Source organism: Lachnospira pectinoschiza, assembly GCF_020564355.1.
Lineage (GTDB): Bacteria > Bacillota > Clostridia > Lachnospirales > Lachnospiraceae > Lachnospira > Lachnospira intestinalis.
On sequence record NZ_JAJCRR010000001.1, the window covers coordinates 655,619 to 671,332 of the forward strand.

A 15,714-nucleotide genomic window follows, 5' to 3' on the forward strand; every position below is an offset into this window, starting at 1 on the left:
TGAGATAGTGTGAATTGGAGACAATTATGCTAATTGATTTAAGAAATCTTTTATCTGGTGCAAAGGATGACATGACAGTATCTGCGCCGCTTGAAATGGAAACATTCCGGACGGCACTTGCAGAATATCCTGTTATGGAAAAGCAGCCTGTAGAACTTGTGCTTACAAGAACAGGCAAAGACAAGCTTCATATTTCCGGAAACGGATTTGTGGCTTTGGAAATTCCTTGTGACCGTTGCTTAGAACCGGTAAGAACCGAGATGCATTTTGATATTGACAAAGATATTGATATGCAGGAAACTTCCGGCGAGATAGAAGATGAGGAAGAAAAAGACTATATTGATGGATACAACCTCGACGTGGACAAACTTGTTTTCGGCGAAATTCTTCTGTTGATTCCAGGGAAAACCCTTTGTAAGGAAGACTGTAAAGGTCTGTGCCTTCGCTGCGGTGCGAACCTGAATGAGGGGGAATGCGGTTGTGACAGAGAGTCCTTAGATCCAAGAATGTCTGTTTTCAAAGATATTTTAAACAATTTTAAGGAGGTGTAACCATGTCAATTTGTCCAAAGAATAAATCTTCAAAAGCAAGAAGAGACAAGAGAAGAGCTAACTGGAAAATGAGCGCTCCAAATCTTGTAAAATGCAGCAAGTGTGGAGCTTTAATGATGCCTCACAGAGTATGTAAGTCTTGTGGCTCATACAACAAGAAAGAAATCGTTGCAGTTGACTAATTTTTATTAGAATCTGCTATTAGGAGCTGTGTGCCGGATATCCGGTACATGGCTTTTTTGATTTTTAACAGATGTCTGCTTTGGAGCGAAGGCAAACATCTATGATGGCAGATGAGAAAATGCCTGTGCGGATTTCTTATCGCCGCTTCACATCAAGTTTTTTAGAAATGAGGATTATATGTTATATATTATGCGGCATGGAAAAACGGAATGGAATGAATTGCACAAGCTTCAGGGACAGACGGATATTCCACTCAATGAAAACGGAAGAAAAATGGCGCGGGAAGCAGGAAAACGGTATCGGGAGATTCATTTTGACATCTGCTACTGTTCACCGTTAATACGGGCAAAAGAAACGGCGGAACTGGTGCTTGAAGGCAGAGCTGTTCCGATTGTAACGGACGACCGTCTTATGGAAATGTGCTTTGGCGAATATGAAGGAATTGAAAACAGCTTTGCATTGCCGGACTGCCCAATCAATCTGGCATTTCAGGCACCGGAGCGTTTTGTGGCGGATAAGGGGGCGGAAAGCTTTGAAGAACTGTTTGCCCGTACCGGCGATTTTCTTGAAAAGGTTGTAAAGCCGCAGCTTGCACAGGGAAAGGATATTCTGATAGTAGGACACGGTGCAATGAATTCAAGCATCGTCTGCCAGGTAAAGAAACTGCCGCTTACGCAGTTCTGGTCTGCCGGAATAGAAAACTGTAAGCTGATGCAGCTGTGTTGATACAATGCTTGATTTTAAGACACAGATATAGTAAAATTATCAGATAGAAGACGCTTGGAAAGGCAGGGCTATTTTAGTGAGTGAAAAAGTAATCGTTGCACTCGATGCAATGGGTGGAGATAACGCACCGGTGGAAATTGTAAAAGGTGCGGTAGAAGCAGTGAAAGAAGAAGCCGGTTTACTTGTAAAGCTGGTCGGCAGGGAAGAACAGGTCCGTGCAGAACTTGCAAAATACACTTATCCGCAGGGACAGATTGAAGTGGTTGATGCACCGGACGTTATTGAAACCGGTGAGCAGCCGGTTATGGCAATCCGCCGGAAAAAAGATTCTTCCATGGTACGTGCGCTGACAATGGTCAAAGAAAAGAAAGCAGATGCATTTGTATCAGCCGGAAGTTCGGGCGCGATTCTGGTAGGCGGACAGGTTATCGTGGGTAGAATCCGCGGCGTGGAACGTCCACCGATGGCACCGTTGATTCCGACAGCAAAGGGTGTTTCTATTTTAGTAGACAGCGGCGCAAATGTCGATTCCAGACCGTCCTTTTTAGTCCAGTGGGCAAAGATGGGATCTATCTATATGGAAAATATCATGGGTATTAAAAATCCGAAGGTTGCCATTGTTAATGTAGGTCTGGAAGAAGAAAAAGGAAATCAGCTGGTAAAAGAAACATATCCACTGTTAAAAGCATGTAAGGATATTAATTTTATCGGTAGTATTGAAGCGCGCAACATTCCAAACGGTGATGCGGATGTTATAGTCTGTGATGCATTTGTGGGAAATGTTATTTTAAAGCTGTACGAGGGTACGGCAAAGATGCTCTTATCAAAGGTAAAGACCACATTAATGTCCAGCTTAAAGACGAAAATCGGCGCACTGCTGATTAAAAATTCGTTAAGCGATACGATGAAGTCATTTGATGCAAAGCAGTACGGCGGTGCACCGCTGATTGGTTTAAACGGACTGGTGGTAAAGACACATGGCAATGCAAAGGCGATGGAAGTTAAAAATTCGCTGTTACAGTGCGTGAAATTCCAGCGTGAAAAGGTCAACGAAAAAATTATTGCTTCCATTTCGGCAGAAAAACTGGACGAAGCAGAAGCGTGATGATGAATACGAGAATGTCGTGACATGTAGTGCCTGCGGCAGATGTCCGATACAGATATCAGGTTATTAAATGTAAAGAAGAAAGGAAGTTTAGAAAATGGAATTTGAAAAGTTACAGAAAATTATTGCAGAGGTTTTAAACATCGATACCGATAAGATTACAATGGAGTCTACTTTTGTAGATGATTTAGGTGCAGATTCATTAGATGTGTTCCAGATTATTATGGGAATTGAAGATACATTTGATATTCAGATTCCGGAAGATGCAGCAGAGCATATTACAACAGTTGCCGAAGCTGTAGAACAGATTCAGGCAGCAAAAGCACAGTAAGACAGCATAAAAGCAGAAAGACAATGAGGCTGTAGGTACAGCCTCATTCTTTGCGCATATTGTGAAGAAGCCATAAATCAAAGCTTCTTCACACAGCAATTTGCCTCCGGGCGAAGGCAAATTGCTTTATTGCAGATGAGAAATCGCCTGCGCGGATTTCTCATCGCATCTTCGCGACAGTGTCGCTCAGAAATGGTGATTAATATGGAGAATGATGATGAAACATAATACCGATTTAGACGGATTTCAGAAAATAATACAGTATCAGTTTAACAATATCGGACTGTTAAAAAATGCGCTGACACACAGTTCTTATGCCAATGAAAAAAAGACAGGCAATTACAAGGATAATGAACGTCTTGAATTTTTAGGTGATGCCGTGCTGGAACTGACATCAAGTGAATTTATTTATACCGGCAATCCCGATATGAATGAAGGAAAAATGACACGGCTGCGTGCAAGCATTGTCTGTGAACCGACCCTTGCGATGTGTGCAAGACAGATTCATTTGCAGGAATATATCATGCTTGGCAAAGGAGAAGACTTAACAGGCGGAAGAACAAGGGATTCGATTATCTCAGATGCGCTGGAGGCACTGATTGGCGCGATTTATCTGGATGGTGGTTTTGCTAATGCAAAAGAATTTATTCACCGTTTTGTGTTAAATGATTTGGAGAATAAGCAGCTCTTTTATGATAGCAAGACCATTTTACAGGAGGTTGTACAGGCACACGGTCTGGAGGTGGAGTACGAACTGACAGGTGAAGAAGGTCCGGAACATGATAAGAAGTTTCATGTAATTGCAAAAGCAGGGGATTTATTTGTGGTAAAAGGCACGGGACATACCAAAAAAGCGGCGCAGCAGCAGGCGGCATACAACGCTCTGCTTCATTTGAAAAAGAATGGAACACAATTTATGCCGAAAGGAAAGTAATCAATGTATTTAAAAAGTATAGAGGTGCAGGGCTTTAAGTCTTTTGCCAATAAAATTGTTTTTGATTTCCACAACGGAATCACGGGCATTGTAGGACCGAACGGTTCGGGAAAAAGTAACGTTGCCGATGCGGTCCGCTGGGTACTGGGTGAACAAAGTGCCAAGCAGCTGCGTGGTTCAAAAATGGAAGACGTTATTTTTGCGGGAACAGAGGCAAGAAAGCCGGTCGGCTTTGCATATGTGTCTATTACACTGGATAATGCAGACCATGCACTGCCGGTTGAATATGATGAAGTTACGGTGACAAGAAGGGTGTACCGTTCCGGTGAGAGTGAATACCAGATGAACGGACATAACTGCCGTCTGAAAGATATTTCAGAGCTGTTTTACGATACCGGTATCGGAAAAGAAGGCTACTCTATTATCGGACAGGGGCAGATTGACAAGATTTTAAGCGGTAAACCGGAAGACCGCCGTGAGCTGTTTGACGAAGCGGCAGGAATCGTGAAATTTAAGCGCAGAAAAGCTTCAGCACAGAAAAAACTTGACAGCGAGCGCGCCAATCTGGTACGTGTCAACGACATTTTGTCCGAACTGGAAAAGCAGGTCGGACCGTTGGAAAAGCAGTCCGAAAAGGCAAGACAGTATTTAAAATTAAAGGAAGAATTAAAAATTCTGGATGTCAATGGCTTTTTGCTTGAAACGGACAAGTTAAAGGTAGATTTAAAGGGGCTGGAAGATAAGCTTGCCATTGCGGATTCGGATCTGGCACAGGCAAAGGAAAGCTATGAGGCGACCAAGGCAGAGTATGAGAAAGCCGAGGAAGAATTAAACCGGATTAATGAGCAGATTGAAACACACAATACGCAGCTTTCAGAAAAAGAACTGACAAGACAGCGTCTGACCGGTGAAATTCAGGTTTTTGAAGAACAGATAAAGACGATTCAGGTCAATGCAGCACACTATCAGCAGCGTATGACTGCCATTGAAAATGAAACAGCACACAAAAATACGGAGATTGATGGATTAAACAAGCAAAAGGAAGAACTTTCGGGGCAGCTTGCAGCTTATGGCAGTAAGCAGGAAGAAGCACAGAGGGTCCATGAAGAAATTCTTGCGGAGATTGAACGCATAACGGCAGAGATTGAAAACCGCCAGAATTCCATTTTTGAGATTTTAAACGAAAAATCAACGATTAATGCGGATAATCAGAAATATAAGACAATGCTTGAACAGCTCAACATCCGCAAGGCGGAATTAAGCAGCCGCATTATCCGCGGAAAGAGTGAAGAAAGTGCGCAGGATTCGGTAATCCGCACACAGACAGGACAGCTTGATACAGCCAATGAAGCGATAAAGAAGCTGACGGAACAGATTGAACAGGGTAATGCGGAGGTTGTCCGTTTAAAAGAGCAGATTGCCACAGGCAGCTCTGAGATTGATAAAAAACAGCAGCAGTATCACAGGGAAAAGTCCAGACTGGAATCGCTTGTCAACATTACGGAGCGGTATGACGGCTACGGCAACAGTATCCGCAAAATCATGGAATTAAAGGAACAGCGTCCGGGCATTTTAGGTGTTATTGCAGATATTGTAAAAGTAGAAAAACAATACGAAACAGCAATCGAAACGGCACTGGGCGGAACAATCCAAAACATTGTTACGGATAATGAAAATACGGCAAAGGATTTGATTGCCTATTTAAAGCAGAACCGTTTCGGACGTGCAACATTTCTTCCGCTTTCGGCAATTCAGGTGCGCAATACCTTAGAGGGTGAGCCGTGCATGAAAGAAAAAGGTGTTATCGGTGCGGCAAGCGATCTGGTACGCGTTTCATTTGAATATGAAAAGCTGGCAAAATACCTGCTTGGCAGAATTCTTGTCGTTGACAATATTGACAATGCGCTTGCGATTGCAAGAAAGTACAGACATTCGTTAAGAATCGTAACACTGGAGGGTGAACAGCTTAATCCCGGCGGTTCCATGACAGGTGGTGCATTTAAAAATTCAAGTAATCTTTTGGGACGAAGAAGAGAAATTGAAGAATTAAAAGCTGCGGTATCGGCAGTCAGCGCAGAGATTACAAAGTCCAAGGAACAGGTTGCAGGGCTTCGTGCAGAGCTGGCAGAAGTGCGTCAGACACTGGAGCAGAGCAATAAGCAGATGCGTGAGGAGCAGCTTTCCAAAAACACGGCAGAGTTAAATCTTAGACAGTCCATTAACAAAAAGAAAGAAATTATTGCTTCTTACAGTGATGCATCGGAAGAGGCTGCAAAGCTGGAAAAAGAGATTTTAGAGATTGATGAGAGTTTAAGCCATGTCAGCGGCAGCCTTGCAACGCTGGATACGCAGAATGAAACATCACAGAAAGAAATTGATGAACTGACAAAGCAGTTAGAGGAAGCAAAGCAAAAGGAAAGTAGCTATATCGAAAATACGCAGGCAATCAATATCCAGTATTCGGCAACAGTACAGAAGGATACTTTTATCAGTGAAAATATTGCCCGGCTTCAGGCGGAAATTGAACATTCTGAAGTGGAAAAACAGCAGCTTTCTGAGAATCTTTCCGCGACCAATGTAGAAATTGAGCAGAAGCACCGCCAGATTGAATCAGTCAAAGGACAGATTGAACAGGCACAAAAGGATGCGGAAGCGATACAGGCGCAGGTGTCCGAATACAGAAAGCAGCGCGAAGAAGCTAATACGAAAAATAAGGCATTTTTTGAAAAGCGCGAGCAGTTAAATGAACAGATTGCCGCACTGGATAAAGAAAGCTACCGTCTGGCTTCACAGCAGGAAAAGTTAAACGAAGCCAATGATTCCCTCGTGGATTACATGTGGAATGAGTACGAGCTGACCTACAGTTATGCACTGGAGCTGCGCGATGAAACCATGGAGAATCTCGGTGAAATCAAGAAGCAGATTCACAGCCTGAAATCCGATATCCGCGGTCTTGGTGATGTTAATGTCAATGCGATTGAAGAATACAAAGAAGTGAATGAACGCTACATCTTTTTAAAGACACAGCATGACGATCTGATTACGGCGGAGCAGTCACTGATTCAGGTCATTGAAGACCTTGATACCGGTATGCGGATTCAGTTTGAGGAAAAATTCAAGGAAATCAAAACTGAATTTAATAAGGTATTCCAGGAGCTGTTTGGCGGCGGACGCGGTACGATTGAACTTGTGGAGGGTGAAGATATTCTTGAAGCAGGCATTGTGATTATTTCACAGCCGCCGGGAAAAAAATTACAGAATATGATGCAGCTTTCCGGTGGAGAAAAAGCACTGACGGCAATTTCACTGCTGTTTGCCATTCAGAATTTAAAACCGTCACCGTTTTGTCTGCTTGATGAAATTGAAGCTGCACTGGATGATTCCAATGTCGGCAGATATGCGAACTACCTGCATAAGCTGACGAAGCATACGCAGTTTATCGTCATTACACACAGACGCGGTACAATGGCAGCGGCAGACCGTCTTTATGGTATCACCATGCAGGAAAAGGGTGTTTCAGCACTGGTTTCTGTGGATTTGATTGCAGACGATCTGGAAAAAGAAAAACCGGCTTCATAAAAAAGCAAAAATAAAGAATAAAAAATCAGATAAAGAAAAGAGGGAAGGTATGGGATTATTCAGTAAATTAAAGGAAGGTCTGACAAAGACCAGGGATAATATCGTATCGGGCATTGATTCGGTATTCAGCGGATTTTCATCAATTGATGATGACTTTTACGAAGAACTTGAAGAAACGATGATTATGGGCGACATGGGTGTGCGTGCCACCGAAGAAATCATCGAGGAATTAAAGCAGAAGGTCAAGGAAAACAAAGTTAAAGACCCACAGGCGTGCAGACAGCTTCTGATTGATACAATCCGCGAAAAAATGGATCTGGGTGAAAATGCGTATGAATTTGAAAACCGCAAATCCATTGTTATGCTGATTGGTGTCAACGGTGTCGGAAAGACAACGTCTGTCGGAAAGCTTGCGGGACATTTAAAGGCGATGGATAAAAAAGTTGTAATGGCGGCGGCGGACACTTTCCGTGCGGCGGCGATTGAACAGCTTACAGAATGGGCAAACCGTACAGGCTGTGATATCATTGCACAGAGTGAGGGGTCTGACCCGGCGGCAGTCATTTTTGACTCCATTGCCGCTGCAAAAGCCAGAAATGCCGATGTACTGCTCTGCGATACGGCAGGACGTCTGCACAACAAAAAAAATCTGATGGAAGAACTTCGTAAGATTGACAGAGTAATTGAAAGAGAGTATGCTGATGCGTATAGAGAAAATCTTATTGTACTGGATGCCACAACCGGTCAGAATGCACTGTCACAGTTAAAAGAGTTTAAAGAAGTGACGGATATTACAGGTATTATTCTTACTAAAATGGACGGAACGGCAAAGGGCGGCATCGCTGTTGCTATTCAGGCAGAATACGGTATTCCTGTAAAATATATCGGTGTCGGCGAAAAAGTAGAAGATTTACAGAAGTTCGATTCCAATACATTTGTCAATGCATTATTTGACGTGGCAGAAAGTGAATAAAGATTACAAACAGCAAGAGAATGGAGAAGGTTATGGAAAAATTAACATTACAGAAATTTGAAGAAGCAGCGGAAAAAGTAAAAGAAGTTACCTTGCAGACGAATCTTGTATACAGCGAGTATTTCAGCGCACAGTCCGGCAACAAAGTATATTTAAAGCCGGAAAATATGCAGTATACAGGTGCTTACAAGGTACGTGGTGCATATTATAAAATCAGCACCATGTCAGAAGAGGAACGTAAAAAAGGTTTAATTACCGCATCAGCCGGCAACCATGCGCAGGGTGTTGCTTACGCTGCAAAGAAGTACGGTGTTAAGGCAACTGTTGTTATGCCGACAACAACACCACTTATCAAAGTAAACAGAACCAAGGGATATGGTGCAGAGGTTGTATTATATGGTAATGTATACGATGAAGCCTGTGAATACGCATTAAAGCTTGCAAAAGAACAGGGACTTACATTTGTACATCCGTTTGATGATTTAGATGTTGCAACAGGACAGGGTTCTATCGCGATGGAAATCATCAAAGAACTGCCGACAGTAGATTATATCTTAGTACCAATCGGCGGCGGCGGACTTGCAACCGGTGTATCAACACTTGCAAAGCTGCTCAATCCGAATATTAAGGTTATCGGTGTAGAACCGGCCGGCGCAAACTGCCTTCAGGAATCCATTAAGGCAGGGAAAGTCGTAACACTGCCGACAGTCAGCACAATCGCAGACGGTACAGCCGTAAAGACACCGGGTACAAAGTTGTTCCCATACTTACAGAAAAACCTCGACGACATCATCACCGTACCGGACGAAGATTTAATCGTAGCGTTCCTTGATATGGTAGAAAACCACAAAATGGTTGTTGAAAATTCAGGTCTTTTAACCGTAGCGGCTGTAAAGCAGTTAAATGTAAAGGGTAAGAAGATTGTATCCATCCTTTCAGGCGGAAATATGGACGTTATTACCATGTCATCTGTTGTACAGCAGGGACTTGTCCAGAGAAGCCGTATCTTTACCGTATCCGTACTTCTTCCGGACAGACCGGGCGAACTGGTGCGCGTAGCTTCCATCATTGCAGAAGCAAACGGAAATGTTATCAAACTGGAACACAACCAGTTTGTCAGCATCAATCGTAAAGCAACCGTAGAACTTCGTATTACAATTGAAGCTTTCGGTCACGAACACAAAGAAGAAATCGTAGCAAAGCTTGAAAAAGCTGGACTGCGTCCAAGAATTGTAAAGGTCAATATTTAAGAAGAAATTCTGATTAGAATAAAAAGATATACATAGATATGCATACAGCCCCCGCAGGGTTCGGATAGAACCGGCGGGGGCTGTGTCAGTTAGACCACCCGAATCCACTCCACAGTCGGCAAATGAAGCAAAGTTGCCCGCCCACCCACTCCACAGGCGGCAAGCGAAGCAAAGCCGCCGTCCACTGCCACCCCCGTCCGGGATGCCATCCTCCTCAAGGAAGAACCATAAGGGGCAGCCGAAGTTAAGTAACACGTTGAGGATGCCCCTTATGGTTCTTCCACCACTTCACACTTTTTACATACATTTTACACATTTCTTCCATTTCCAACCGATAATATAATACCCATCAAAGACAAAAACGAATAAGCATATGCCGGGCAGGAACGGCGGAAAAGGAGAAAGTTATGATAAATTATAAAAAATTGACGGTGGCGCTGATTTGCGGGACAATCCTTACATTTCCAATTGCTGGATGCGGGCTGACAGCGCAGACAACAGAAAATACAGCAGCGACAACACAACAGGGCATTACATTAACGTCATCCCAGAGCGTAGCAGACACCTCTGGACTGACACTGGAATTTGACGAAGAAGATACAGTTACATCCTATGACAGTACGACAGCATCTTATGTGACATTAAGCCAGAACGGCAGTACCGTCAAAGGAAGCGGTGTCACGGCAGACGGCTCGACCGTGACAATTACGCAGGCAGGAACTTACGTTTTATCCGGTACACTCAGTGACGGAAGTATTGTCATTAATACAGAGGATAAAGCAACTGTCCGCATTATTTTAAACGGTGTGGACATCAGCAGTTCGACAACAGCGCCGTTTATCGTACAGAGTGCGAAAAAAGTCATTGTGACACTTGCGGATAATACCGTGAATAAATTTACGGACAGCGCAAGAAGCACAACAGAAAGCGAGGATTATTCAGCGGCATTTTATTCAAAAGCAGACCTTGTATTGAACGGAAGCGGTACATTAAATATTAATGCAGGATACCGCAACGGCATTAAGAGTACGGATGATTTAAAAGTGGTTTCCGGTACGTATCAGATTACAGCGGCAGAAGACGGTGTGATTGGAAAAGATTTGCTCGGTATTGCAGACGGTAACTTCACAATCAAATCCGGTACGGACGGCATGAAGTCAACTTATGATAAAGATACGACAAAGGGCAATATTATCATTGCAGGCGGTACATTTAAAATCGAAGCGGCAAGTGACGGTATTCAGGCAGAAAATATTTTAGATATACAGAATGGTACATTTGACATTACAACAGGAAACGGTTCAGCGGCGGTAGACATGAAGAGCGGTGACAGCGGCGCAATGGGCGGCATGGGAACCATGGGTGTTCCGGGACAGAACGGCAGTGCGGGAACTTCTGCATCATCAGCTTCAACATCTTCCGATACGGATTCTGTCAGCATGAAGGGTTTAAAGGCTTCCAATGCGATTTATATCTGCGGCGGAACGATTACACTGGATACAGAAGATGACAGTATTCACAGCAATGATTCGATTACGATTGAAAGCGGAAATATTTCAATCCGTTCCGGTGATGACGGTGTTCATGCAGATTCCAGTCTGACAGTAAACGGTGGCGCTATTACAGTCGGTTACTGTTATGAAGGTCTGGAAGCAAAGGATATTGTGATTAATAACAGTGATATTACAATCAGCGCAGAAGATGACGGTATCAATGCTTCGGACGGTTCTTCTACGACGCAGACAGGCGGATTTGGCATGGGTGGTCAGAACCAGAGCAGCAGTAACAGCTCGGCACTGATGATTAACGGCGGTAATCTCTATGTAGAAGCAGACGGTGACGGACTGGATTCTAACGGCAGCATTACGGTAAACGGTGGTACAACCATTGTATGCGGTCCGACATCTTCCGGTGATACAGCAGTGGATTTTGACGGCGAATGTGTATTAAACGGTGGTACACTGATGGCATTCGGTTCAAACGGTATGGTTGAAACACCGACTTCAGCTTCAAACGGAAGCTGCATTGTGGCTGGATTTACCTCACAGCAGGCAAATACGGCATTCAGTATAACAGACAGCAACGGCAGTACAGTTCTTAGCTATACACCGGAAAAAGCCTATGCGGCGGCAGTCTGCTACAGCAGTGATTTAAAGAGCGGTCAAACCTATACTGTAACGGCAGGAAGTACATCCCAGTCCGTAACCGTAAACAGCAGCGTGACGACTTCAGGTATTTCATCTATGGGCGGCGGCGCACAGGGTGGCGGAAAAATGGGCGGCGGTCAGATGGGCGGCATGCAGTCAGGAAACGGTACAGGTGGTGATGCCAACGGAAATGCAGGCGGTGGTATGAGCCTGCCGGACGGCACAACAGATGGTCAGGGAAATGCACCACAGATGCCGGATGGAACACAGGGAGAGGTACCGGGTATGCCTGACGGAACAACCGGCGGCGGTCAGATGGGCGGTCAGATGGGCGGTCAGATGGGCGGCAATGCCGGCGGAAACGGCGGCATGAACGCTCAGAACAGTTCTTCTAACGGCATCTAAAAAGGAAGGCTGTTTCGCCGGATAACCGGTCTGCCGGACAGTCTGTAAGAATATGAAAAAATAATTTTGCAATACGCAAAAAATATACTATAATAGGAAGTACTACAGAATTAGATGAAATGGGGTGCTTCCGGAATGATGAAAAATCATCCTTATAAAAAATACATATATGCGGCAGTGAGTCTGTTTGGTGTGATTGTCCTTTCAATCATCGTCTTCTTTATCATTTTCAGATATGGAGAAATCAAACAGGCACTGCGGCATATTTTTAATACCCTGATGCCGTTTATAATCGGAGCGGCGCTGGCGTATATGATTTGTCCGCTGTGCAGGACAATTGAAAAGTTTTATCTGCGGATACTTGAAAAGACAGAGCGGATAAAACAGGCAAAAAAGGAAAAGCTGGCATTGACGGCAAGTGTTTTTACGGGAATCTTTATTACACTGGTTGTCATTTATCTCATTATCATTATTATTGTACCGCAGCTGATTACAAGTGTGATCCGTCTGGTTCAGATTCTGCCGGACAGCGCGGACAGACTGGTAAAGTGGTTAGAGAAAATGTTAAATTCCAACGAGCAGCTTCTGGCAGTTTCGCAGGAGCTGGTAGATAAAGGGTATCATTTTATTACGGACTGGCTCTCAAACGGACTGTTAGAATCCGTAGAAAATATCGCAACGGGATTATCAAGCGGTGTGATCAGTTTCTTTACGCTGATGCTGAATTTGTTTATTGGTGTGATTGTTGCAATATATTTACTGCTTTCAAGAAAGAAACTTGCAAGACAGGGGAAGCTGATTTTATATAGTATTTTCAAAAAAGAGGCAGCGGATTCGATTATGGATGAAGTTTATTTTGCAGATAAGACATTCAGCGGATTTATCAATGGAAAAATTGTTGATGCCGTGATTGTTGCGGTAATCTGTTACGTCAGCATGATGCTGTTTAAGGTCATCACCGGGGCACAGGTGACAATGAGTGAGGTGCTGGTTGCCGTGATTGTCGGTATTTTTAATGTGATACCGTTTTTTGGCTGGTATATCGGACTGTTTGCATCAGCACTGCTGATTTTAATCGTCAATCCGGTACAGTGTGTATTTTTTGTGGTATTTGATTTTATCTTACAGCAGATTGACGGTAACATTTTAGGACCGAAGATTCTTGGTGATACGACAGGGCTTTCCAGCTTCTGGGTGCTTTTTTCGATTCTTTTATTTGGGGATTTGTGGGGATTTGCAGGAATGTTAATCGGCGTTCCGGTATTTGCCGTAATTTACCACATTATATCCCAGCTGGTTGCAAAGGGACTGCGCCGCAACGGACAGGAAGAAATGCTTGTACAGTACGAGCGGGATTTTCCGCCAAAGCAGCCGGAGGAAACAATTGTACGGAAAATAAAACAATAAAAATTAAAAGTGTCAAGTATTTTTGCTTGACACGTATTTGCTTCTGTGATAGTATAAATTTTGTCATTCGACAGAAAAACTGTAACACAGAAATGAAGGGTGCTTATGGAACGAATCGTTGAGCAGACGCTCCTGTATGATTTTTATGGGGAGCTGCTGAATGAACATCAGCGTCAGATTTATACGGAAGCCGTATTTAATGATTACTCGTTAAGCGAGATTGCGGATGAATACGGTATTTCAAGACAGGGTGTTCATGATTTGATAAAACGTGTGGACAAGACACTGACCGAGTATGAAGAAAAGCTTCATCTGATTGAGAAGTTTATTGCCACCAAGGAAAAGGTACACTTAATTGACCGGTATGCGAATGATTATATTTCTTCGAGCGATATTGGCTGTATTCACAAGATACAGGATATTGCAAAAGAAATTATTGAGGATTTTTAATCTGGCAGTATAGTAGAAGTGAGGGCTTATGGCATTCGATAGTTTATCAGACAAGCTTCAGAACATTTTTAAAAACCTTCGCGGAAAAGGACGGCTCACCGAAGCAGATGTAAAGACCGCTTTGAAGGAAGTAAAGATGGCATTGCTTGAAGCAGATGTTAATTTTAAAGTGGTAAAGCAGTTTATCAAGTCTGTGGAAGAACGGGCAATCGGTCAGGATGTTATGCAGAGCCTGACACCGGGGCAGATGGTGATTAAGATTGTCAATGAGGAAATGGTTTCTCTCATGGGCTCCGAGACGACTGAGATTGCATTAAAATCCGGTAATGAGATTACGGTCATTATGATGGCAGGTCTTCAGGGTGCAGGTAAGACAACGACAACTGCCAAGCTTGCCGGTAAGTTTAAGTCAAAGGGCAGAAAGCCTTTGCTTGCTGCGTGTGATATTTACCGTCCGGCTGCGATTGAACAGTTACGGATTAACGGTGAAAAGCAGGGCGTGGAAGTCTTTTCCATGGGTACGAACAACAACCCTGTCGATATTGCAAAAGCGGCAATTCAACATGCAAAAAATAATAACTTCAACGTTGTTATTTTAGATACAGCCGGACGTCTTCATGTAGATGAAGACATGATGGCAGAATTACAGCATATCAAGCAGGAGATTGCTGTAGACCAGACAATACTGGTGGTTGATTCCATGACAGGACAGGATGCGGTCAATGTGGCTGCAACATTTAATGAGAAGATTGGAATTGACGGTGTAATCCTTACCAAGCTGGATGGCGATACAAGAGGTGGTGCGGCACTTTCAATTAAGGCAGTGACCGGAAAGCCGATTCTGTATGTCGGTATGGGCGAAAAGCTTTCCGATTTGGAACAGTTTTACCCGGACCGTATGGCTTCCAGAATTTTAGGTATGGGAGATGTGCTGACGCTGATTGAAAAAGCAGAAGCGCAGATTGATGAAGAACAGGCAAAGAAAATGGGTGAAAAGCTCAAAAAAGCCGAGTTCGATTTTAACGATTTCCTTGATTATATGGGACAGATTAAAAACATGGGCGGCATTGGTTCGATTCTGAATATGCTTCCGGGTATGGGTCTTGGCGGTCAGATGAAAAACATGACAGTGCCGGATGATGCAGAAGATAACCTGCGCCGTACAGAAGCGATTATCTATTCCATGACAGCAAAGGAAAGAGCGAATCCTGACATTTTAAATCCATCCAGAAAGAACCGCATTGCAAAGGGCGCGGGTGTCGACATCAGCGAAGTCAACCGCCTTGTAAAGCAGTTTGACCAGATGAAAAAGATGATGAAACAGATGCCGGGAATGATGAAAGGTGCTAAAAAGGGACGTTTCCGTCTGCCTTTTTAACATAAATGTTTATTCAGAATAATTGTAGGAGGTGAAATACAAAATGGCAGTAAAAATCAGATTAAAGAGATTAGGTGAGAAGAAGTCTCCTTTCTATAGAATTATCGTTGCAGATTCAAGATCTCCAAGAAATGGTAGATTTATTGAAGAAATCGGTACTTATGATCCTAATTACGATCCTTGTAAGTTAAACATCGATTCTGAGCTTGCTAAGAAGTGGTTAGCAAATGGAGCACAGCCGACAGAAGTAGTTGGTAAGCTTTTCAAGATGGCTGGTATCGAAAAGTAAGAGCCT

General features: G+C 43.5%; 14 protein-coding genes. All 14 read left to right on the forward strand.

Annotated features, from left to right (window positions below; translation table 11 throughout):
• The first annotated feature begins 26 nt into the window (after nt 1-26).
• The gene (locus LI288_RS03125) at nt 27-551 is read left to right on the forward strand and encodes a YceD family protein (protein ID WP_022432162.1); all 525 of its coding nucleotides are present in this window, start codon (nt 27-29) and stop codon (nt 549-551) included.
• 2 nt (nt 552-553) lie between these two features.
• On the forward strand, nt 554-733 hold the full coding sequence (gene rpmF, locus LI288_RS03130) for a 50S ribosomal protein L32 (protein ID WP_022432161.1): 180 nt from the start codon (nt 554-556) through the stop codon (nt 731-733).
• Between the two features lie 178 nt (nt 734-911).
• Nucleotides 912-1,460 carry a histidine phosphatase family protein gene (locus tag LI288_RS03135; protein WP_022432160.1) on the forward strand — a complete coding sequence of 183 codons (549 nt, stop codon included), beginning with the start codon at nt 912-914 and terminating at the stop codon, nt 1,458-1,460.
• 76 nt (nt 1,461-1,536) lie between these two features.
• Nucleotides 1,537-2,565 carry a phosphate acyltransferase PlsX gene (gene plsX / locus LI288_RS03140; RefSeq protein ID WP_022432159.1) on the forward strand — a complete coding sequence of 343 codons (1,029 nt, stop codon included), beginning with the start codon at nt 1,537-1,539 and terminating at the stop codon, nt 2,563-2,565.
• 97 nt (nt 2,566-2,662) lie between these two features.
• A complete protein-coding gene (acpP, locus tag LI288_RS03145) occupies nt 2,663-2,896 on the forward strand; it encodes an acyl carrier protein (protein ID WP_022432158.1) in 234 nt (77 codons plus the stop codon).
• 217 nt (nt 2,897-3,113) lie between these two features.
• Complete coding sequence (gene rnc, locus LI288_RS03150) at nt 3,114-3,830, forward strand: ribonuclease III (protein WP_022432157.1); 717 nt, start codon at nt 3,114-3,116, stop codon at nt 3,828-3,830.
• Nucleotides 3,831-3,833: 3 nt separating this feature from the next.
• Nucleotides 3,834-7,409, forward strand: coding sequence for a chromosome segregation protein SMC (gene smc / locus LI288_RS03155; RefSeq protein WP_227089399.1), 3,576 nt, complete (start codon nt 3,834-3,836; stop codon nt 7,407-7,409).
• 49 nt (nt 7,410-7,458) lie between these two features.
• Complete coding sequence (gene ftsY / locus LI288_RS03160; RefSeq protein WP_022432155.1) at nt 7,459-8,382, forward strand: signal recognition particle-docking protein FtsY; 924 nt, start codon at nt 7,459-7,461, stop codon at nt 8,380-8,382.
• Between the two features lie 32 nt (nt 8,383-8,414).
• Nucleotides 8,415-9,632 carry a threonine ammonia-lyase gene (gene ilvA / locus LI288_RS03165; protein ID WP_022432154.1) on the forward strand — a complete coding sequence of 406 codons (1,218 nt, stop codon included), beginning with the start codon at nt 8,415-8,417 and terminating at the stop codon, nt 9,630-9,632.
• Between the two features lie 407 nt (nt 9,633-10,039).
• Nucleotides 10,040-12,184 carry a carbohydrate-binding domain-containing protein gene (locus tag LI288_RS03170; RefSeq protein ID WP_227089400.1) on the forward strand — a complete coding sequence of 715 codons (2,145 nt, stop codon included), beginning with the start codon at nt 10,040-10,042 and terminating at the stop codon, nt 12,182-12,184.
• Nucleotides 12,185-12,319: 135 nt separating this feature from the next.
• Nucleotides 12,320-13,591 carry an AI-2E family transporter gene (locus tag LI288_RS03175; protein ID WP_227089401.1) on the forward strand — a complete coding sequence of 424 codons (1,272 nt, stop codon included), beginning with the start codon at nt 12,320-12,322 and terminating at the stop codon, nt 13,589-13,591.
• A 105-nt stretch (nt 13,592-13,696) separates the two neighbouring features.
• Nucleotides 13,697-14,041 (forward strand): YlxM family DNA-binding protein, encoded by a 345-nt coding sequence (ylxM, locus tag LI288_RS03180; protein WP_227089402.1) that lies wholly within the window; start codon nt 13,697-13,699, stop codon nt 14,039-14,041.
• 28 nt (nt 14,042-14,069) lie between these two features.
• Complete coding sequence (ffh, locus tag LI288_RS03185; RefSeq protein ID WP_227089403.1) at nt 14,070-15,419, forward strand: signal recognition particle protein; 1,350 nt, start codon at nt 14,070-14,072, stop codon at nt 15,417-15,419.
• A gap of 43 nt (nt 15,420-15,462) precedes the next feature.
• Nucleotides 15,463-15,708, forward strand: coding sequence for a 30S ribosomal protein S16 (rpsP, locus tag LI288_RS03190; protein ID WP_022432149.1), 246 nt, complete (start codon nt 15,463-15,465; stop codon nt 15,706-15,708).
• The last annotated feature ends 6 nt before the right edge of the window (nt 15,709-15,714 follow it).